Below are 21,044 nucleotides of genomic sequence, written 5' to 3'. Positions count from 1 at the left end.
GCTCACCGTCCAACTCCACAAGATCATTCTAATGGAAGATCGAAGGATGTAAAGGAAACAGAATCACGAGACACTAGAACCATCGGGAATGTCGTAGACCGATTGGCCGGACGGGCAAGCAGCCGGAATCGGGTCGTTGACGTTGTGAACAAGTACCGGTGTGGTCCCCGCCAGCACGTAGTACGTGTGGAGGGTGTCAACGGTGAGGTTGTAGACCGTCTGGGCCTGATGCCGCAGCTGGGTGGCGCTGATCGGGACGAGGGTGCCGTCGGGCTGGCGGAGGGTGTCACCGGGGTCGAGGTCCCCGGCGTCGGTCCAGGTGTCGTCGGTCTCGTTCCAGACCGGGTGCCCGGTGGTGGCGACGATGGTGGCGGGGCCGGCGTCGGTGGCGACGGTGAGATCGACGAGGTCCTTGTCGCCGTGGCCGACGATCAGGGCCGTGACAGTGTGCGGCTCGGTACGGCCGCTCTCCGGGTCGGTGGCCAGGACCCGGTCACCGACGTCGACATCCTTGATGGGCTTGGTGGTGCCGTCGGCCATCAGGACTTCGGTGTCGCCGTCGAAGCTGTTGGGGACCGCGCAGCTCTCACCCGACGGCGGGGCCGGCTGCTCACCGGCCGGCGGCGGCTGATAGTCGCCGATGCACTGCCCCGGCGTCACATCCTGACAGGTCCTGACCTCGTACTGCCGCCCCGCGGTCTGGTCCGTCGTCGGACCAAGATTGACCTCAAGAGGACTGGAGTACTCCTGACGCGGACCCGGATCGGGTTCGGTGCCCACTCCGTTGAGCGGGTTGGAGTTGACATAGAGCGGCCCGTGAATGACGTCCTCAGGCCGCGGATAGCTCGGCGACGGAGCGACACATCCTCGAACATCACTCGGGCAGCCTGGTGGTCACCCATCGCGGCGACCGTGACGGCAAGATTGCCAGCTGCCGTCAGCGTGTCGGGTGGCCCTCTCCAAGGATCGCGGTCCTGCGGGCAGCACACTCTTGGCGAGTGCACGGGCAGCCAGGAGGTCGCCCAGTGCCCGTAGCGTCGCGGCGAGCAAGGTCTCGAGCTCGCGGTCGCCGAGTACCTCGACTGGTATAGCCACCGCCGGCTCCACGGCGAGATCGGCCTGGTCCCACCCGCCGAGTACGAGGCCGCCTGGGCCGCCAGCCAGATAGACCAGCCCGACGCCCGGCAACCCGCCGGCGCGCAACAACCCAGCCTCCACCAAACCCGGCGCCTGACAACTCACCCGCCATACCGGCGCGGTGTCGGCGGTGGCGTTCTCCCCGGACGGAAGCCACCTCGCCACCGCAAGCTGGGACCAGACCGTACGCCTCTGGGAGACAACCACCGGCCAGCAAACCGGCCAGCTCACTGACCACACCCGCGGGGCATCCGCCGTCGCCTTCTCCCCGGACGGCACCCAACTCGCCACCGGTGGCGGCTGGGACGGAACCACGCGGCTGTGGGACACGGCCAGCGGTCGCGAACTGGCCGCAATGATCGCCCTCTCGGACGGGTGGGCCGTCCTGCTGCCTGACGGCTCCTACAAGGTCGCCGGTGAAGGCACCGAAGACACCTTGTGGTGGGCCATCAACACCCTACGGTTCGACGCGGGCGACCTGGACGGACACATTCCGTCGATCCATCGGCTCCCCGAGGACCACGTCCTCCCTCGCTGACGTTCTCGGGTGTGGGTGCCGCCGACCCGACACGGCCGCCACCCAGACAGCACCGAGGGTGGTTGTGGGAGTCCCACAACCACCCTCGGCAACAATGACAACGACGACGGAGGCAGACGGACCCATCCCTACATACAGGTCACTGCCAACCCCTTTGGGCTACTCGAGTCCATCCTCCGAGTACGCATCGTTGAATGCGTAGTAAACGATCGCTTTGTAGGCCTCCTCCGTCGTAGGTTCTCTGCCATCTCGCCAGGAAGACCATACCTCCACGACCTCACGAGCGATCAGTACCTCGAGCAGATATCGCCATCCTGCCGCAGGCTCCTCCCCTGGCAGCACAAGCCGAGTAGCCGTACTGCCGTCAATAGGATCGACACCCAGGGGAACATAGATCGTCGCTTCGCGCGGAAGCCGATCCAAATCACGAGCTACGTCACTGAGATCCACAGAATCACCTAGCCCCAGATCTTGAATCCGCCACCGCGGCTCGGGTGGAAAATCGCCTGAAAGAGACCTCGGGCACTGTGCTGACCCATCGGAACGAGCTGCATTCTACCGACGTCAGCGTGGTGGTGCCAGGTCCACCCCAGCGCACTTGGGCTTTCTGCGAGCGCACCGCCACGTGTCCCCTGAATAGCGTTACGAATGCCGGGAATCATCCCTTCCATCAGCGCGTCAAAATTAGGGTCGGCATCCATATCGTTCAGCAGGTTCTGGTTCGACTCACGGAAGTGCTCACCACGGGTGACGCCGGGATAAGAAGTCGGCGCCAGATTGGTTTCGTACGCGACGCTGTACGCATTTCCGGGTCCTTGAGTCGGATTGGAACAGGCACAATCTCTGCCACCTGAGGGCTGAGTCCCGCAGTTGTGAACGAGAACCGAGGTGTCTCCAGCCAGCACATAGTACGTGTGGAGGCTGTCGACGGTGAGGTTGTAGACAGTCTGGATGCGATGGTAGAGGACCGCCGCAGTGACAGTGGTGGTGGTGCCGTCGGGCTGGCGGAGGGTGTCGCCCGGGTCGAGGTCGCCGGCGTCGGTCCAGGTGTCGTCGGTCTCGTTCCAGACCGGGTGGCCAGTGGTGGCCACGATGGTCGCGGGGCCGGCGTCGGTGGCGACGGTGAGGTCGACGAGGTCCTTGTCGCCGTGGCCGACGATGGTGTCGGTGACGGTGTGGGGCTCGGTGCGGCCGGTCTCCGGGTCGGTGGCCAGGACCCGGTCACCGACGTCGACATCCTTGATGGGCTTGGCCGTGCCATCCGCCATCAGGACTTCGGTGTCGCCGTCGAAGCTGTTCGGAACCGCGCAGCTCTCACCCGACGCCGGCGCCGGCTGCTCGCCGGCCGGCGGCGGCTGATAGTCGCCGATGCACTGCCCCGGCGTCACATCCTGACAGGTCTGGACCTGGTACTGCCGCCCCGCGGTCTGGTCGGTCGTCGGACCGAGATTGACCTCAAGCGGGCTGGAATACTCCTGACGCGGACCCGGATCGGGCTCCGTGCCTACTCCGTTGAGCGGGTTGGAATTGACGTAGAACGGCCCGTGAATGACGTCCTCGGGGCGTGGGTACTCCTGCTGGGCGGGCCTGCTCCCGCCTCCGCCTCCGCTGCTGTTGCTGCTCCGGTTGCTCTTCGCCCTGCTCTGGGAGTTGCTTTCCTTTCTCCTGCTGTGGTCGTTGCTTTCCTTCTTCCCGGGGCTTTCGCTCTCGTCGTCCTGATCCCGGTCCCGGTCCCGGTCCTTGCTCTTGTCACGGCCGTTGTCGCGGTCCGTCGCCCGGTCCACGACCTCCTCGGCGACCTCCTTGACGACCTTCTTGCCGACGTTGTACGCCTTCTTGGCCGTGTTCACCGCCTTGGGGGCCGCCTGCACGGCCGCCTTCCCGCCCGAGTAGAGGGCCTTGCCTCCCTTGGCCACGGCGCCGACGACGGCGACGCACACCGGGCAGTTTCCGGTGACGTCGGAGTATCTGAGTGGATTGGCGGCCGCGTAGTTGTACCTGTTGTCGGCCGCGGTGCCGGTCCAGGGCAGGGGGTAGGTGTCGCGGGACAGGAACGTGCCGGTGGCCGGGTCGTACCAGCGGGCCTGGGCGTTGACGAGGCCGGTGGTGGGGTCGGTCCAGCTGCCCTGGTAGCCGACGCGCAGGTTGGGGTCTCCGGCGACGATCGGAACGCCGAAGGGGTCGTAGCTGCGGCTGTCGGCCAGGGCGGTGCCGTCGATGGTGAACGCGGCGGCGATGTCGCCGTGCAGGTTCTCCAGGGTGGCCCAGTCTCCGCTGGCGCTGCCGGTGCCGATGATCTGGCCGGCGGGGTCGCGGGCGTAGGCGGAGTTGCCGTCGATGCCGGGTTCTTTTTCGAGCCCGCTGTAGACGAAGTTCTGGGTGCTGTTGCGCCGCGCGATCCGGTCGAGGCCGTCGTAGGTGTAGCTGGTCGTTGTCGGCCCGGCGGTGTGGGAGGCGAGCCGGTTGAACGCGTCGAACGTCGTGGTCGTGACCGTGGCCCCGGCGGTGCGGGTGGAGAGGGTGCCGCGGGCGGTGTAGGCGTAGGTCGCGGTGCCGTCGGAGGTGAGGCGGTTGCGGGCGTCGAACGTGGAGGTGGTCGCGTTGACGGAGGTGCGGTTGCCGGCGGCGTCCCAGCCGTAGGTGGTGGTGACGGAGGACTGGTTGGTCCAGGAGGTGAGGCGGTCGGCCCAGTCGTAGGCGTAGGTCTGGGTGCCGGCGCCGGCGACGCCGCCGGGGCTGATGGTGGTGGAGGTGAGGTTGTCGTTGTCGTCGTAGGCGTAGGTCTGGGCGCGCAGGGTGCCGCCGGGGCCGGTCAGGGTGTCGGCGGTGATGCGGCCGAGGTCGTCGTAGTCAAAGGTGCGGATGGCGCCGGTGCCGCCGTCGTAGTCGATCTCGACGAGCTGGCCGGCGTCGTCGTAGTCGTAGAGGCGGGTGCCGCCGGCGGCGGCGGGGCCGGCGGCGACCAGGTTGCCGCGGGCGTCGTAGGAGAAGTTCGACCAGGTCCCGGGGTCGCCGCGCTGGACCATACGGCCGTCCTCGTCGTAGACGAAGTTCGAGCTGCCGCCGGTGCCGGACGCGGTGGTGACCAGGTTGCGGTCGTTGTAGGTGAACTGCTGGGTGCCGGTCGGGGTGTCGATCTCGACGAGGTTGCCGGCCAGGTCGTAGTCCACCGCGCGGGCCGCGCCGACCGCCCCGCCGCCGGAGCCGGTCTCGACGGTGCGCCGGCCGAGCTCGTCGTAGGTCGAGCTGCGGGTGACGCCACCGGGTTCGAGCAGGGTCGTCGCGAGGCCGCCCGCGTCGTAGCTGACCTGCCAGGTCCGGTCGGCCAGGTTCGGGTACGCCGGGGTCGACGGCTCGATCGTCTTCTCGGCCAGGCCCAGCGAGTTGTAGGTGAAGACCGTCGCGTTGCCGTTGCCGTCGGTCAGCCGGGTCCGGTTGCCGGCGGCGTCGTAGCCGGCGCTGGTGGTGATCGACGTGCCGGAGGCGACGGGCACGGTGATGGTGCGGGGCTGGTTGAGCGCGTCGTAGGTATAGGTGGAGGTGTGCCCGTTGGGATCGATGACCGAGGTCGGGTTGCCCACCGGGTCGTAGCCGGCCGTGATCGTGCGTAGCAGGGTGTCCGACGCGTCGTACTGGGCGACGGTCGTGAGCCGGCCGGCGCGGTCGTAGGTGTAGCGGGTCTCGCGGCCGAGCGGGTCGGTGACGGAGGTGACCTCGCCCAGGTGGTCGTAGGTCAGGACGGTGGTCTTGCCTGCCTCGTCGGTGACCTCGACGAGGTCACCGGCGCCGTTGTACGCGTAGTCGGCCGACGCCCCCGAGCCGACGTTCGACGGCCGCAGGACGCGGGTCACGTCGCCGGCGTCGTTGTGCTCGTAGTAGGTGGTGAAGACCCCGAGCGGGCTGCGCTCGGTCGCGGACTCGGCCCACAGCTGGTCGCGGTCGTCGTAGGCGTACAGCGTCCAGGCGCCGTTCTGGTCGACGCTCTCGGTCAGGTTCCCGGCGTCGTCGTAGATCAGCCTCGTGACGCCGGCCGACGGCTGACCGGTGACCTGCGGGTCGGTGACCGCGACGAGCCGGTCGAGCCGGTCGTAGACCGCGGTGGTGACCTCGCCGCGGGCGTCGGTCTGCGTCAGGACGTTGCCGTTGTCGTCGTAGGTCCACGCCTCGGTCGGCGTGACCGGCGACCCGCCCGGCGCGGTGTAGGACGGGTGGGCGACCTGGGTGACCTGGCCGAGCGTGTCGTAGCTGGTGACGGTGACCTGGCCCCGGGCGTCCCGGCTGTGCGTCAGCTCGCCGAACGTGTTGTGGCCGACCTCGCCTGATGGCCGCGGCGTCGTGGGCGCGGCGCCGTTCTCCTCGACCTGGACCGGCGGCGCGAGCGCCTCGGTGAGCCGGCCGGCCTGGTCGGTGACGTAGTCCGTGACGTAGTCGGTGTCCGGGGGCGCGTTCGCGACGTAGCCCCGGGCATCGACCGAGCTGACGACGTGGCCGCGCTGGTCGCGGGTGACCGCGCTGGTGAACCTGTCGGCGCCGTCGCCGAGCACGGTGGACGACAGCATCCGGGACGCGTCGTCGTAGGTGAACTCGGCCCGCAGCGTGTCGCCGGTCCCGCTGGCGCCGGACTCGTCGAGCAGCATGTTGCCGGCGGCGTCGTACTCGTAGGCCGTCCAGCGGTTCAGGACCTCCGGGTCCACCGAGACCCAGCTGTTGTAGCCGGCCGCGTCGTAGCCGGCCGTGACCAGCCGCGACCCGCCGCCGGTGGCGGTCGCGGTCTCGTAGCCGGCGGCGTCGTAGGAATGCTCCTCGACGACGACGTCGCGGGGCGTGATCGACAGCTGGCCGGTCGCCAGGTCCGGGTCGTGGTAGTCGAGCAGGGTCCTGCGGTGGAGCAGGTCGTCGAGCCAGTAGGTGTGGGCGGTGGTACGGCCCAGGGCGTCGGTGACCTCGGCGAGGCGGCCGGCCGGGTCGTAGGCGCGGGATTCCAGCAGCACGTCACGCGGGCTGGAGCCGGCGACCGGGTCGTCGACGAAGTCCTTCAGTGTGGTCGTCGCGACCTGGTTGCGGGCGGTGTAGGTGTACTCGACCTCGGTGCCGTTCGGGGCGGTGGCGGTGGCGACGTTGCCGTTGTCGTCGTAGGTGACCTCGCTGGTCACCTCGACCGCCGTGCCTACCGCGCCCGTTGTGGAGACGGGTCGGTCGTTGTCGTCGTAGCCGTAGGTCGTCGTACGGGACGGGTCACCGCCGGTGGCGTCGGAGACCACCGTCTGGGTGAGGTTGCCGTTCGCGTCGTAGCTGTTGGTCGTCACCCGGGTGTGGGTGACGTTCGTGACCGGGTTGGTGACCCCCGGCTCGGTGACCGTCGCGACCAGGGACAGCTTCGAGTAGGTGTAGCTGGTGGTCAGCCCGGCCGGGTAGGTGTCCGAGGTCTCCTTCGACGTCAGCTGCCGGCCGAGCTCGTCGTAGGTGTAGTCGTGGACCAGGCCGACCGGATCGACGTCGCGGCGCAGGTCGCCGGCGGAGCTGTACTCGTAGGTCGTCGTCCTGCCGTTCGCGTCGGTGTACGACGCGAGCAGGCCGGCCGGCATGGTGCCGCCGCCGACCGCGGCCTCCGTCCCCGCCGTGTACGTCGCCGAGGTGACGCGGCCACCGGGGAAGCCGGCGGTGGGCGGGCTGGTCGTGCTCGCCAGGTGGCCGAGCGCGTCGTAGTCGTAGACGGTCTTGTAGGTGTCGTCCGTCGGCGAGCCCGACCGGCCGTCACGGTGGACGGTGACCAGGTCGTTGCGCGGGTCGCCGGGGGCGCCATGGAAGTACTCGAACGTCTCCCCGGTCACCCAGTTCTCGTCGCGGGGAGCCCAGCGCCCCAGGACGTTGCCGTGGTCGTCGGTGTCGTACCAGGTCCAGTTGCCGTTCTCGTCGACGACCTGCTGCAGGAACCCGGCGTCGTTGTACTCGAACGTCCGCTCACCGGCCGCGCTCGACTTGGAGATCAACTGCCCCCAGGCCGAGTACTCCCACTCCTCCTCGTCACCGTTCGGGCTGGTGGTCCGCACGATGACCGTGGGACTGGTCTGGATCTCCTCGAAGGTCGTCCGGTTGCCCAGCCCGTCCTCGCGCCACGCGACCGTGCCGTCGCCGTTGTAACCCGTCTTCGCCGCGAGGTTGCCCTCCGGCAGGGTGATCTCGGTCAGCTTCCCGGAACCGTTGTAGCTGTACTCCGTCGGGTCCGGCGACTGCGGCCCGACGACCTCCGTCAGCTTGCCGCCGGAATAGGTGTACGACCACGTCAGCGGCCCGGAGTGCGCGGCGACGCTGGGAGTGGACACCGTGGCGACGTGCTTGCCGTCACCGGTCCAGGTGAACGTCAGCGCCCGGCCGGTCGTGGCGTTCGTCGCCGTCGTCAGCTGCGCGTTGGCGTTGTACGCCAGCTGGACCCGGTTGCCCGCGGGGTCGGTGGAGCTGACCAGCCGGCCGTCGGAGCGGAACGTGTAGGAGGTGCCGTCCTTCTCGGTCAGTTCCGTGGCGGCAGTCGTGGTGAAGTTGTCGATCCGGCCGGCGCCGGTGGCGTCGGCATAGGGGCCGGCGCGGCTGCCGTAGAGCACCGCCGGGTCCTTCACGGAGATGATCTGGGTGCCGTTGCGCTGCACGATGATCGACGCGCCGGAGGTGACGATCGTCAGGACGTCGGCCGGGGTGCAGCAGGTGCCGGTGGCGACGGCGACGGTGCTGTCGGTGCCGGCGACCCGTTTGATCAGGACCCAGCTGCCCGCCGCCGGGTCGGCGACCAGACGCCAGTAGTTCGCGGCGTCGGCGACCCGGAAGGCCACGCCGACGCCGGCCTGCGCCGTGGGCTCGGTGAAGGTGATCGTGCCGTCGGCGGCGGCGCCGACCGTGGTCAGGTTGTTCCCGCCGCCGGCGGTCGCCAGGTAGGCCGTGTTGCTCGACGTGCCCCAGGTCCCGGCCAGGTCGACCCAGTGCTCGCCGTCGTCGCTCCAGCCCAGGTCCGTCGCCGAGTTGGCGTTGGTGAAGGTGTCCCGGTGCTGGTCCGGTGTGATCACCAGCGAGTCGAGGCGGCCGGCGCCGGTGCCCTGCGCGTACAGGCCGGCCCGGGTCGCCGACGAGAACTGGCTGTCGGACGTGGTCGCGACGACCTGGTTGTTGCGCAGGATCGACAGCTGGCTCCCGGCCAGCCGCACGCCGTAGGTGTCACTCGTCGAGCAGCAGGCGTTCGGCGCGGTCAGCACCGTCGTCTCCCAGCCGCCCACCCGCTTCGCGAGCACGAGCGCGTTGGTCGACGGGTTGACGTACAGCAGCCACATGTTGTCGATGTCCTGGACCCGGAACGAGATCCCGATCCGGTCCTGGAGCACGGGCGCCCGGAAACGGATCGTGCCGTCCGACGGCGCCGGGACCACCGCGACACTGCGGAACCAGCCACCCGCGGTCTGCAGGTAGGCGGTGTTGCCCGAGACCCCCCAGACGCCGTCGAGGACCTGCCAGCTCTCGCCGGTGTCCGTCGTCCCGAGCGAGTTCGTCGAGTTCGCCCCCGTGAACGACGCCACCCGCGGCGCCGAGGCCTGCAGGAACGAGTAGTGGCCGTGCGACGGCTGGTAGGAGCCGTCGGCGTCGCGGCCGAACCGGCTGGTGCGGCCGTCCGGGTAGCGGACCTGGACGTTGCCGGGACCGGCCGCGTCCGGCACGGCGGCCGTGTCGAACTCCGTCGTCCAGCCCAGGCCGAACAGCCCGTCCGCCGAGTCCGAGCTGTTGTAGGTGCGCACCACGTTCATCACGGGTCCGACGCCCTGGTGCGCGGCGTCGGTGGCCGACGTCGTGTAGTTCTGGGTCAGCGGATGGACCTCCGCGACCGCCGGCACGTAGGGGTTCTCACCGGAGTCCCAGCCAGGGGCCTCCTGGTAGTTGAGCGGCTGCAGCGCGAGTGGCGCGGTCCACGGGCTGGTCGCCGCCCCGTCGCGGACCTGGCCGCGCCAGTGGTAGACCTGGCCCCACGTCAGCGCGCCCACCGGCGGCGACCACGTGTTCGACGACTGCCAGCCCGACGACCAGCAGGAGCCCGAGCTCGCGTCGGACCCGGTGCACAGCTGGAACTGGTACTGCAACGGGTTCGGCCCGTTGTCCGGGTCGAACGCGCTGAGAGTCAACGCCGGCTGCGCGGTCGGCACCGCGGTGCCCGACAGCGGCGACACGTTGTAGATGTACGGCGACTGGTTCACCGCCGCCGCCAGGGTGATCGGCGTGACGTACTGGTAGACCCCCTGGCCGGAGAACCAGGAGACCCCGACCTCCTCCATGTCCCAGCGAATGTGGTACGACCCGGCCGGCAGACCGGTCAGGTCCACCGCGGCCGTCACGTCGACCGTCTGGCCCGAGGTCACCGTCACCGGGATGTTCGTCTGCAGACCCTGGTGGATGATCTCGGTCGTGTTCGAGGCGTCGTAGATGTGGTACGAGAGCTTGTAGTTCCCGTTCGCCGGCCACGTCGCCTGGCCGGTGTTCGTCAGCCGGACGGGGATCTGGCCGGGGCTGGTCGTCGTGGGCTGCACCGTCCACACCGGGCTGCCCGACGGGTAGCCGTACTGGACGCCGTACGGCGTCCACTGGATCTCCATCCGCGGCCGGTAGTCGCTCGCCGGAGTAGCCGGGTTGCACCAGCAGTTGTTCGAGTAGAACGACTTCAGCCACTGCACGTCGGTGTCCGACGTGACGATCGCCAGCCCGAAGTTCGACGTCGGGTTGTGCGTCCAGCTGTTCACCAGGTTGGTCAGCCGCTGGTCGTAGTCCCCGATGAACTGCCACGACCCGCCACAGGCCGGGACGCTCGCGTCGTTCGCGAACGACTTCCACGCGACCTCCGGGCCGATCGTGGCGCCCGGCCAGGTCATGTTCCCGCCCCACCACGGGATCATCACCTGACGCAGGCTCACCGGCCGGGCCGAACAGCCACTGGCCGAGAACCAGTTGAACAGCTTGACGTGCGCGTTCGTCACCGTCGCGTTCGTCAACGAGCCGTTGCCCGGGAAGCTCAGATAGCCGCGCACGATGTCCGAGCCGTAGACACCGGACTTGATCTCCAGCGCGGACGCGTAGTTCGTCGACGGGTTCGCCGACGAGACATAGGTGTCGTCCGCACCCGTCAGCAGCGTGGAGAAACTCGGGTCCACCAGGATCGGGAACACCCGGTCCTTCGAGGTCACCCATTCCCGGTCCAGGTCGACCCGCAGCGCCTGCCGGCCGTCGGACAGCGTGACCAGGCTGTAGGTCACTCCGTCCGACGAGGCGTAGAAACCCGCCGCGGTCGTCGGCCGCGAGTCCATCATCGAACCCGGCGGGATGACCGCCCGCTGCTTGCCGTCCTTGTCGGTCAGCACCACCTGCCGGCCGTCGATCTTCGCCGTCAGCCCGGTCAGCGTCAGCGGGTACACCCACGTCGTCGGCGCCTTCGCCGAATGCAGGACCACGATCTCCTTCAGGCCATCAGCCGTCGGGCCCACCTCGACGTCGGCGTCCTCACGGACCCCGGCGAAGACCGCCTTCGACCCGTCGATCTGGGCCTTCGCGCCGGACGCCTCGGCGATCCCGAACGCGAACGACAGACCGTCGCCCAGGTCGACCCTCGCCAGCGCCGGATCGTCCGCCCGCGTCGCCAGGTCCACCGGCTTCTCCGTCGACCGCGCGCGCAGCCTGCCCTTGTCCCCGGTCACCAGCGCGGTGTCGATGCCGACCCAGTCGCCCCTGGCGTCCTGGAAACGGTCGGAGCCCATCGTGGTCTCCGACGTGTAGGTCCCGTCCGGGTTACGGAACACCTGGCGGGACTCGGTCTGCAGCTCCGGTACCTCGACCCGGCCCGCCTGCGGCTTCATCTCGGTGCCGTCCGCCGGCTTCGCGACGAACGGCTCGGACTCGCCGAACGTCGCCTCCCGCGGCGCCGACGCGTCCGCCTTCGACGCCACCTGCGGCTCGAACGGCTCGACGGTCAGCTCCTGGGGCGTCACCCCCGTCGTCGGTACCGTGCCCGCCAACTCCGGCACCTGGTCACGCAGCTTCGCCGGGTCCGCCCTGGCCTCGCCCTGCGTCGCCGACGTCGGCACCTCGTGCGCCCGGTCCTCGGCGCTGCCCCCGGTCGACTCCGGCACCCGGACATCGGCGTCCCGGAACGGATTCTGCTCCGAGATCGGCGTCATCTCCGGGCTGGTCACCCGCTCGTAGACGACCAGAGCCACCCCGGTCACGAGCAACAACGGCACCAGCGGCAACGCCACCCGGCGCAGCCACGCACGCCGCCGGACCAGCCGACGCGCAAACGACAGAGGACGACGCGAGAACAGCTGCCGGCCAACCATGGGGGCTCCCGAACAGGGGCAGAGAAAAGAAGAAGTCGCGCACAGGAATCCGGCGAAAGCTCTTCAGCTCACCACCGGCGACCTGCCCATATGGCCGTCAGGCAGCAGCGCCAGACCGCCCGGGGGCAGCAAAAAACGCATCGAGAAATCGGGGGGTGGAGCGGGCTGGCACTGCGCCGTGCACGCCCGAGAACCAGCCCGACAACACCCAGGGATGGCGTGCGGAGCTGGGGCGGCCAAGTTGTGACCGCGGGCGTCAGGGTTACACAACCTGCCATCTATCCGCAAGTAGAAGTTGATACATCGCCCCAGGGGACCGCGATGACCAGCGGCTTCACTCCCCGCATTGCCACCCTCCATATGACCAAGAGGCGCACGGATAGCAGCATGCGCGGAGACCGTCAAGCAATCGGATCGGAGCCCTCACGCGGGCGAGCATGGCCGCACATCCGGCAGAGGCAGCCCAGCGAGCCGGGATCTCCCGGCAGGTCGTTGACCTGCATCTTTGAAGATCGATGAAGATCTTTTTGGTGTTCCGCATGCGGTCTGACGAGCGGTCTGCCATAGTGACCTTCTCCCTAGGCGGCTGCCGAGCGCTCTCCAGGAAACCGGCCACGCGCGTTCCCGAAGACTTCACCTCAACTTCCACTTCACCCAAAGTGACCACGGAAAAGCCGGTAGGCCGGACACGGAGCTACCGGATGACGGACTCGCTGGAACACGTCTCACTGGCAGCGGGACGCACCCTGGACAACCACACGCCAAAACGTCACGCGGCGCGACGGGCCCGACCGGGCCAAGCGTCCAGTACTACCCTGACCCGTTCGCGCGCAGAAACACCCGCGCGCGGCCGGCGGCTTCCGCGTGCCCCGAAAAGGAGGCCGCGAGCGAGCGGACAGGACCCGCCAATCCCCCGGGAACGCCCACCCGGCCGGCGCGGATGGGCATCTACCTACCCGGCACCGCCGACAGCCGACGAACCAACGGTGACGGCCGTTAGCCGGTAAGCGCCGCGAGCAGCCGGGGAAGATCGCCGAGGGTGCGCAGGGTGTCGTTGAGGTGGGTGCAGGTGGTGACGCCGACGAAGGTGCGCGCGACGGTGTCCCGCAGCTCGCCCGCGGGGCGGCCAACCAGTCGGCCCGCGCTGGGCTCGGCCTGCGGGCACTGCGGGCCTGGCACCACGCCGGTGTGTGCCCGCGCGTCGAGGACCGTGGCGTCGGCGGCGACGGCGGCGCGCAGGATGAACTCGTGCACGACGATCTCGGCGTCGCGCGGGTCGGCGAAGCTGTCCCGGACCAGGGACTCGACGACGAACGCCGTGCCTGGCGGCACGGCCCGGGCCTCGTCACCGCCCAGCGCCGACAGCGGGGTCACGTCGAGGCGGCGCAGCCGGCGCATGCCGGTGGGCACGAGCGCCGGCATCGGGTGCCAACCGAGCGGGTCGGCGGCGGTGAGGTCGGACGCGAGCGGGCTGTGCCTGTTCAACGGCCCGGCGTCCGGCGCGGCGGTCCGCTGCCGGATCAGCGCCCCGTCCGCCTGCCAGCCGGCGCAGATGTCGACCCGTGACGACCCGCTCCCGCCGGCGAGGGAGTCGCGCGCGACGCCCATCCGCATGGGCGCGGCCGACGAGACGATCGTGGTCACCGGGACGTCGTCGAGCAGCTGGGCGAGCAGGGAGCCGGCGTGCTCGTCGCCGAGCGCCGCCCGCGCGGCCCCCCGGAACCTCGACAGCGCGGACCGCCCGACCAGCGTCGCGATCGCCGCCGGCGCCGGGTCGGTACGCAGCTCGCTGATCAGCCGGGGACCCGCGGCGTCCATCGCGACGAACATGCTCGCCGTGTCGAGTACCCGCGGAGCGCCGTCGGCGCCGGTCAGCAGGTCACGGCCACGGCCGACGAGGTGAAGGTCGCCGGTCAGCCCGAACGGCCGCAGCATGTCGACGCTGGTCGTGCGCCGCAGTGACCCCAGGACGCGCGGCGGTGTGGCGGCGGACGGCCCCTGGCACCCCGGCCACAGCGGGCGCGGCGGGAGCGCGGGAAGGGCGTCGGCCTCCGGCCGCGTCGAGACGGTCATCAGGCTGCTCCGATCAGGCGGGCGGGGCACAAGCCGCTCGATCGAGCATCGCCGGCCGCCAGCCGCCCGGTCCACGCGGGCGCGCTCGGGGTGAGCAAAGTCGCGCCCCGCCGCGGCGGCCGCCCGCGCCGACAGCCCAGGACCACAGCCCGAGGCGGCCGATCGTCGGCCCGCTGAATTTCAGGTGGCTTCATGTGCACGCCGCCTATAACTCCCCGTAGGCCCCCTGTTTGGCCGTTATCGTCACGGCCATGCGAGGCGCTGACGGCGTGGCCGCCCGGACGTGCTGACCGTCATCGCGCTCAGCCTTGCCGCCGCGTTCCTGCTGGCGTCCTCGGCGGTGCTCCAGCAGCGGGCCGCGGTCCGGCTCGCCGGCGCGGGCTCACCCGCGGTCCTGCGCGCCGTTCCCGGGATGGGGCTGCTGCTCGCGCTGGTGCGCGATCCCTGGTGGCTGGCCGGCTGGCTGGCCAACGTCTGCGGCTTCGCCGTCCAGGCGGCGGCGCTGCACCTGGGGTCGCTGGCGGTGGTGCAGCCGCTGGTCGTCACCCAGCTGCTGTTCGCGCTGGCGCTGGGGACCGTCGGCTCGGGCCGGCGGCTGCCAGCCTGCGCCTGGTGGGCGGCGGGGGCGGTGTGCGCGGGCCTCGCGCTGCTGCTGACCGTGCGCGGCCACGCGCCCACGAGCGTCCGGCTCCACGATGCCCGGCTGGTCGCCATGATCGTGGTGCTGGTGGCCGCCGCCGGCCTCCTGGCCGCCGCGGCGGCGGCGCTCGGCCGGCGGCCGGCCGCCCGGGCGGCGCTGTTCGGCGTCGCCGCGGGGTGCTTCTTCGCACTCACCGCGGTCCTGACCAAGAGTGCGGCCGGGGTGCTGGTCGACCGTGGGGCGTTCGCGGCGGCGACCAGCTGGTACTGCTACGCGCTGGCCGGGTCGACGCTCGGCAGCCTGCTGCTCGGGCAGACCGCCTTCGCCGCCGGCCCGTTCGCCGCCGCGGTGACCGGGATGAGCATCACCAACCCGGTGGTGTCCTACCTGCTGGCCGTGCTGGTCTACGGGGTGCCGGCGCCGTCCGGCGCCGGCCAGCTCGCCGGTGTCCTGCTCGCCCGGGCGCTCGTCGCCGCCGGCGGCGCCGGGCTCGCCCCGATGCTGTCGCCGCCGCGCGCGGAGGATCCGCCTTCCCGGCGGGCGGAGATCAGGGCGTCCCGGCGGGCGGAGGCTCAGGCGTCCCGGCGGATCAGCACGTAGGCGGCGGAGCCGAGGCCGACGACGAGCCAGATCAGCAGGACGATCAGGCCGCCGAGCGGGGACATGACCCGCTCCGGGTCGCCGCCGATCGTCACCAGCGCCTCACCGGCGCCGTCCGGGACGTACTTGTGGATCTTGTCCCAGTCGCCGGGGAGGAGGCTGGTGATGATCGGCACGACGAAGATCAGGCCGAGCAGCGCGGCGATCGACCCGCCCGTGCTGCGGATCAGCGTGCCGAGCGCGAGCCCCAGCAGGCCGATGGCCATGACGAAGAACGCCCCGCCGAGCAGCACCCGCAGCACGTGCGGGTCGCCGATCGAGGACCCGAGGTTCTCCTGGTTGAGGATCGCCTGCCCGGCGAAGAACGCGACGAGGATGGCCGAGAGCGCCAGCACGAAGCTCAGCACCCCGAACACGGCCGCCTTGCAGAACAGCACCGGCAGGCGGTGCGGGACGGCGCCGAGCGAGGTGCGGATCATCCCGGTCGAGTACTCGCCGGTGATGAGCAGGACGCCGAGCACGCCGACCGCGATCTGCGAGAAGTAGGCGCCCGTCAGGCTGGCCATCACCGGGTCGGTGAAGTCGGTGGCCCGCTCCTCGGGCGACGCGTTGCGCCACTCCGAGACCCAGATCGCGCTGATCAGGCAGCCGAAGCCGATCGTGACGACCAGGGCGATGAGCAGTGTCCACACCGTGGAGCGCAGCGAGGTGAGCTTGGTCCACTCGGAGCGCAGCACCCGCGGGATCGTGACCTTGGCGCCCGCGTGGACGGAGGCCGGCTGGCGCGACCCGAGGCCGGGGGCTTCGGTGGTGGCGGTCATGCCTGTCCCCTCGCGGTGTTCGCGCCGGCGTCGGCGTGCCCGGCGGCGGTGGAGGCCGGGACGCGCGGCGACGGCGCCTGGCCGTGGGAGTACTCGACGGCGTCGCGGGTGATGTCCATGAACGCGTCCTCCAGCGACACCTGCCGCGGGGTGAGCTCGTGCAGCGGGACGCCGGCCGCGAACGCCGCGTCACCGATCTGCGCCGCGGTCCAGTCGGACACGTCCAGCGTCTCGGTGCCGGTCAGCGTGACGTGGGCGCCGGCGGCCTCGAGCGCCTCGGTGAGCCGCGCCGCGTGCGGCGTGCGCACGTGCACCGCGCTGCCCGAGGCCGACCGGATGAAGTCCTCGACGGACGTGTCCGCGATCAGCTTGCCGCGCCCGACCACGATGAGGTGGGTGGCGGTCTGGGCCATCTCGCTCATCAGGTGCGACGAGACGAAGATCGTCCGTCCCTCGGTGGCCAGGGTCTGCAGCAGGTTGCGGATCCAGCGGATGCCCTCCGGGTCGAGCCCGTTGACCGGCTCGTCGAGGATGAGCACCCCCGGGTCGCCGAGCATCGCCTGCGCGATGCCGAGGCGCTGGCCCATGCCGAGGGAGAAGCCGCCGACCCGCTTGCCGGCGACCTCCGTAAGCCCGACGAGCCCGAGGACCTCGTCGACCCGGCGACGCGGGACGCCGTGCGTCTGCGCCACGGCCAGCAGGTGCTTGTAGGCCGTCCGGCCGGTGTGGATGGCCCGCGCCTCCAGCAGCACGCCGACCTCGCGCAGCGGGGCCGGGAAGTCCCGGTACCGCTGGCTGTTGATGGTGATGGTGCCCCCGGTCGGCCGGTCCAGGCCGATCGCGAGCCGCATGGTCGTCGACTTGCCGGCGCCGTTCGGGCCGAGGAAGCCCGTCACGATGCCTGGCCGCACGGTGAAGGTGAGTTCGTCGACGGCCGTTTTCGTGCCGTATCGCTTCGTCAGGCCTCGCGCCTCGATCATCGGCCCACCTCACGGGGTCGCTAGGGTGTCCGTCCCGTCCACCTTAGGTGCCGCTCGCGGCGACGCCGGACGCGCACATGGGCGACATGCCGACGATCAGGTGTCCAGTCGGTGACGCTCCGCGCGTCGAGGAGCCAGGTCACGACCCACTTCACGCCGCCGGGCCGCCCGCGGGCGCGGCGGCCTGGGCCGTTCACCCAGGCAGTGCCCGAGCCGCTGTCGGCAACCCGACAGCCCGACCGGGAGATCCGGCAGCCCGGCCAGGAGATAGGGCACCCGCCCTCCGCCGGAATCGGGCACCTGCCCGATGCCCTACCCGGTGTCCGACGGTGATCGTTGATGACACGGCAAGGAACACCGGACGCGTCCGGGGACGCGGGAGGACGTGAGGGCGATGTGGTCCTGGCAGATCAACGAGGCGGCGGGCCGGGAACGTGGCGAGCAGCTGCGGCGGGAAGCGGAGGCGGCGCGCACGGCGCGGCGGGCACGCCCCGCCGACGAGGAGCCCCGGCCACGGCGGCTGGCCCTGGACCCGGACGAGGTGTACCCGGAGGAGCCCGGCGACCGCCGGGGCGCCCGGCGGCGCTCGTCGAACCGGCGTGGCTGAGCCCGCCGGACCGCCGCCGCCGGGCGCCGCGCGGAAAACCGGGTGGAGTTGTCGTATCTGAAGGTCAGACTGGTACGTATGACGCGACTGGCCAGCCCCGGGTTCGTGGGACGCGCCGAGGAACTGGCGCGCCTGGAGCTCGCGCTGAGCCGGGCGGAGGCTGGCGAGGGCGCTGGCCTGATCATCGGCGGCGAGGCCGGGGTCGGCAAGACGCGCCTGGTGGAGGAGCTGGTCGCCCGGGCCGCGGCCACCGGGCACACCGTCCTGCTCGGCGGCTGCGTGGAGCTGGAGGGCGACGACCTGCCGCTCGCCCCGGTGGTCGAGGCGCTGCGGGGCCTGGCTCGCCGCGTCGGGCCGGACGCGCTGACGGGCCTGGCCGGCGGCCGGCGCGAGGAGCTGGCCCGCCTGCTGCCCGAGCTCGGCGGCGCCCCGCCCGCCATCGCGGCCCCGCGGCCCGCGGGCCCGGAGGCGGCCGGTCCCGGCATCGGCCGGCTGTTCGACCTCGTGCTCGGCGTCATCGAGGCCCTGTCAGCCGAGCGCCCGGTGCTGTTCCTCATCGAGGACCTCCACTGGGCCGACCAGTCGACCCGCGCGCTCGCCGCGTTCCTGCTGCGCAACCTGCGCGGCTCCCGGGTGACGCTCGTGCTCACCTACCGGTCCGACGGCGTGGGTCCCGGCCACCCGCTGCGCACCTTCCTCGCCGAGGCGGAGCGGCTGCGCTGGGCCGCGGGCTCGCCGCGGCTCCAGGCCCTGGCGCCGGCGGGCGCCGCGGCGGCCGCCCCGGCCGCGCACCGGCTGCGCTGGGTCGAACGGATCGAGCTGTCCCGCTTCCGCCGGGCGGAGGTCGCCGAGCTGGTCGGCGCGATCCTCGGCGAGACGCCCCCGGACGGCCTGATAGACGCGGTCATGGCCCGCTCGGACGGCAACGCGTTCTTCGTCGAGGAGCTGGTCGCCTCCGCGACCACCCGGACCGGCGGGCCGGACGCCATCAGCCCCACCCTGCGCGAGGCGTTGCTCGCCAGGATCGAGGCGCTGCCGCCCGCGACACGCGACCTGCTGCGGCTCGCCGCCGGCGGCGGCCAGCGGGTCGACCACCGGCTGCTCGCCGCCGTCGCCGGGCTGACCGACGAGCGGGTGTGGGAGGCGCTGCGGGCCGCCGTCGACACGGGTGTGCTGCTGGTCGACCCGGTGGACTCCACCTACAGCTTCCGGCACGCGCTGACCCGGGGCGCCCTGCGCCAGGAGGCGCTGCCGGGTGAGCTCGACCATTTGCACCGCCGCTACGCGCAGGCACTGGAGGCCGACCCGGGGCTGGTCGGCGGCGGTGCCCGGGCGGCCGAGGCGGTCGCCTACCACTGGTACGCGGCGTGCGAGCACTCCCGGGCGCTGCCGGCCCTGCTCGCCGCCGGCCGGGCGGCCGCCTGCGGCTACGCCTACGCGGAGGCGCTGCGGCACTACGAACGCGCGCTGGTCTGCTGGGACGCGGTCCCGGACGCGGCCGGGCGCGCCGGCGTCGACCGCCTGCGGGTCCTGGAGTCCGCGATCGCGGCGGCGAAGATGGCCGGCGACCTGCGCCGCGGCCTGGAGCTGACCACCCAGGCCCACGGCGAGGCGGCCCGGGCCGGGGACCCGGCGCGCCTCGCCCTGCTGCTGGTCGAGCGCAGTCACCTCCTGCGCATCCTTGGCTACTCGGATGGGATGGCGGATGCCGAGGAGGCCGTCCGGCTGGTGCCGGCCGAGCCGCCGACCCACGAGCGGGCCGCGGTGCTCGTCGCGCTCGGCAAGGCGCTGTCGACCGTGCCCCGCCGCGCCCCCGCCCTCGCGGTGTTCGAGGAGGCGCTCAGCGCGGCCAGGGCGACCGGTGCCCGCAAGGCGGAGGCGGCCGCGCTGCTGGGCGCCACCTGCCTGGCCAACACCGACACCGTGCCGGACGACGCGCATCGCGCCCGGGCGATCGCCACCGAGCTCGGTGACGACGATCTCGTCGTCGCCAGCTACGCCCACGAGTCCGACGCCTGGCTCGGGCGCTGCCGGTTCGACGAGGCGATCGCCGTCGGCCAGGAGGGCGTGCGGATCGCCCGGCGGCTCGGCCACGAACGCGCCAAGGGCGTGACCGTCGCGGGGAACGTCATCGAGGCGATGTTCAGCTCCGGCCGCTGGGACGAGGCCGAGAAGCTGCTCGCCGAGGTGACCGAGCTCGCCCCGGTCGGGGTGAACGCGATGTTCCTCGAGCAGCTGCGCGGCGACCTCGCGCTCGCCCGCGACCGCCTCGACGAGGCCGTCGGCGCGCTGGCCGCCGCCGACGGGCTGCCGGCGGACCGCTACCTCGACAGCCAGTACACGCTGCCGCTGGCCCGGCTACGCGCCGACCTGGACCTGCGGCGCGGCGACCCGGCCGGGGTGCCCGCCCGGGTCGCCGCCCGCCTGGCCACGTTCGACCTGATCGACGTGGTCCGTTACGCCGCGCCGCTGCTGGCGTCCGCCATGGCCTGCGCGGCCCAGGCCGCGGTCACCGCCCGGGCGTTGCGGGACGCCGGCGGGCTGCGGGACGCGCTCGACGGCGTCGAGCGGCTCATGGCGATCGTCGCGACGCTGCCCTTCGAGCGCAGCGCCAACGGCGAGGCCTGCCGGGCGGTCGTGGCCGGGGAGCTGGCGCGCGCCGAGGGCACCCCGGACCCGGACGCCTGGGCGAGCGCGGCGAAGGCCTGGGCCGCGCTCGGCATGCCCTACCACCGGGCCCAGGCGCTGCGCGGCCGGGCCGAGGCGCTGCTCGCCGTCGGCGACCGGCCCGCGGCCGGTGAGGCGCTGCGCGCGGCCGCCGCCGTCACCGACGGCCTGGGCGCGCATCTGCTGCGCCGCGACCTGCGCGCGCTCGCCGCGCAGGGACGCCTGGCGCTGGAGGCTCCCGGCGACGAGGAGCCCGCCCTCGCCCAGGCGGCCTGCGCCGACGGGCCGCCGCTCGGGCTGACCGCCCGGGAGCTCGACGTGCTGCGCCTGGTCGCCCAGGGCAGCACCAACCCGCAGATCGCCTCCACCCTGTTCATCAGCCGCAAGACCGCCAGCACCCACGTGTCCAACATCCTCGGCAAGCTGGGCGTCACCACCCGCGGCGAGGCGGCGGCCGTCGCCCACCACCTGCGCCTGTTCGACGAGGCGGCCGGCGCCCCGTCGACGTAGCCCGGCCCGCCGCCGCCGAGCGCCCCGGAAGGTGGCCGCGGCCGGCGGCCGCCGCGACCCGCGGCCGGCGGCGGCCGGGGGGGGCGGACCATGCCCAGGTTCAGACGGCCTCCCCG

General features: G+C 71.8%; 8 protein-coding genes and 1 pseudogene. 4 read left to right on the top strand and 5 right to left on the bottom strand.

Going from position 1 to position 21,044, the window contains the following annotated elements:
* Positions 1 to 63 precede the first annotated feature (63 nt).
* The gene (locus I6A81_RS00300; RefSeq protein ID WP_203005661.1) at positions 64 to 660 is read right to left on the bottom strand and encodes a Hint domain-containing protein; all 597 of its coding nucleotides are present in this window, start codon (positions 658 to 660) and stop codon (positions 64 to 66) included.
* 589 nt (positions 661 to 1,249) lie between these two features.
* Here I6A81_RS00300 and I6A81_RS00295 point away from each other — a divergent pair.
* Positions 1,250 to 1,675, top strand: a pseudogene (locus I6A81_RS00295) (WD40 repeat domain-containing protein); the annotation flags it as partial.
* 458 nt (positions 1,676 to 2,133) lie between these two features.
* On the opposite strand, the gene I6A81_RS00290 reads toward I6A81_RS00295, so the two are convergent.
* On the bottom strand, positions 2,134 to 11,949 hold the full coding sequence (locus tag I6A81_RS00290) for a DNRLRE domain-containing protein (RefSeq protein ID WP_307874373.1): 9,816 nt from the start codon (positions 11,947 to 11,949) through the stop codon (positions 2,134 to 2,136).
* Positions 11,950 to 13,026: 1,077 nt separating this feature from the next.
* Positions 13,027 to 14,103 (bottom strand): DUF2889 domain-containing protein, encoded by a 1,077-nt coding sequence (locus tag I6A81_RS00285; protein WP_203005663.1) that lies wholly within the window; start codon positions 14,101 to 14,103, stop codon positions 13,027 to 13,029.
* A 283-nt stretch (positions 14,104 to 14,386) separates the two neighbouring features.
* Between I6A81_RS00285 and I6A81_RS00280 the strand changes: the two genes are divergently transcribed.
* Positions 14,387 to 15,343, top strand: a complete 957-nt coding sequence (locus I6A81_RS00280; protein WP_203010058.1) for a DMT family transporter — start codon at positions 14,387 to 14,389, stop codon at positions 15,341 to 15,343.
* Here I6A81_RS00280 and I6A81_RS00275 read toward each other — a convergent pair.
* Together I6A81_RS00275 and I6A81_RS00270 are read right to left on the bottom strand one after the other, a co-directional pair.
* Positions 15,316 to 16,164, bottom strand: a complete 849-nt coding sequence (locus tag I6A81_RS00275; protein ID WP_203005664.1) for an ABC transporter permease — start codon at positions 16,162 to 16,164, stop codon at positions 15,316 to 15,318. The genes I6A81_RS00280 and I6A81_RS00275 overlap by 28 nt on opposite strands.
* Positions 16,161 to 17,144, bottom strand: coding sequence for an ABC transporter ATP-binding protein (locus I6A81_RS00270; RefSeq protein ID WP_203005665.1), 984 nt, complete (start codon positions 17,142 to 17,144; stop codon positions 16,161 to 16,163). Before I6A81_RS00270 ends, I6A81_RS00275 begins: the two co-directional genes overlap by 4 nt.
* A gap of 394 nt (positions 17,145 to 17,538) precedes the next feature.
* On the opposite strand from I6A81_RS00270, the gene I6A81_RS00265 reads away from it, so the two are divergent.
* Positions 17,539 to 17,751 (top strand): hypothetical protein, encoded by a 213-nt coding sequence (locus I6A81_RS00265; protein WP_203005666.1) that lies wholly within the window; start codon positions 17,539 to 17,541, stop codon positions 17,749 to 17,751.
* A 78-nt stretch (positions 17,752 to 17,829) separates the two neighbouring features.
* Positions 17,830 to 20,928, top strand: a complete 3,099-nt coding sequence (locus I6A81_RS00260) for a helix-turn-helix transcriptional regulator (RefSeq protein ID WP_203005667.1) — start codon at positions 17,830 to 17,832, stop codon at positions 20,926 to 20,928.
* Positions 20,929 to 21,044 lie beyond the last annotated feature (116 nt).

Source organism: Frankia nepalensis (assembly GCF_016786325.1).
Taxonomy (GTDB): domain Bacteria; phylum Actinomycetota; class Actinomycetes; order Frankiales; family Frankiaceae; genus Pseudofrankia; species Pseudofrankia nepalensis.
The sequence above is the reverse complement of the archived record's forward strand: the minus strand, read 5'-3'. Positions and strand labels throughout refer to the sequence as shown.

What these genes read in the sequence shown, in the direction of transcription:
- I6A81_RS00275 (WP_203005664.1), bottom strand. Translation starts at nt 16,164, where the DNA reads ATGACCGCCACCACCGAAGCCCCCGGCCTCGGGTCGCGCCAGCCGGCC.
- I6A81_RS00265 (WP_203005666.1), top strand. Translation starts at nt 17,539, where the DNA reads ATGTGGTCCTGGCAGATCAACGAGGCGGCGGGCCGGGAACGTGGCGAG.
- I6A81_RS00270 (WP_203005665.1), bottom strand. Translation starts at nt 17,144, where the DNA reads ATGATCGAGGCGCGAGGCCTGACGAAGCGATACGGCACGAAAACGGCC.
- I6A81_RS00285 (WP_203005663.1), bottom strand. Translation starts at nt 14,103, where the DNA reads ATGACCGTCTCGACGCGGCCGGAGGCCGACGCCCTTCCCGCGCTCCCG.
- I6A81_RS00260 (WP_203005667.1), top strand. Translation starts at nt 17,830, where the DNA reads ATGACGCGACTGGCCAGCCCCGGGTTCGTGGGACGCGCCGAGGAACTG.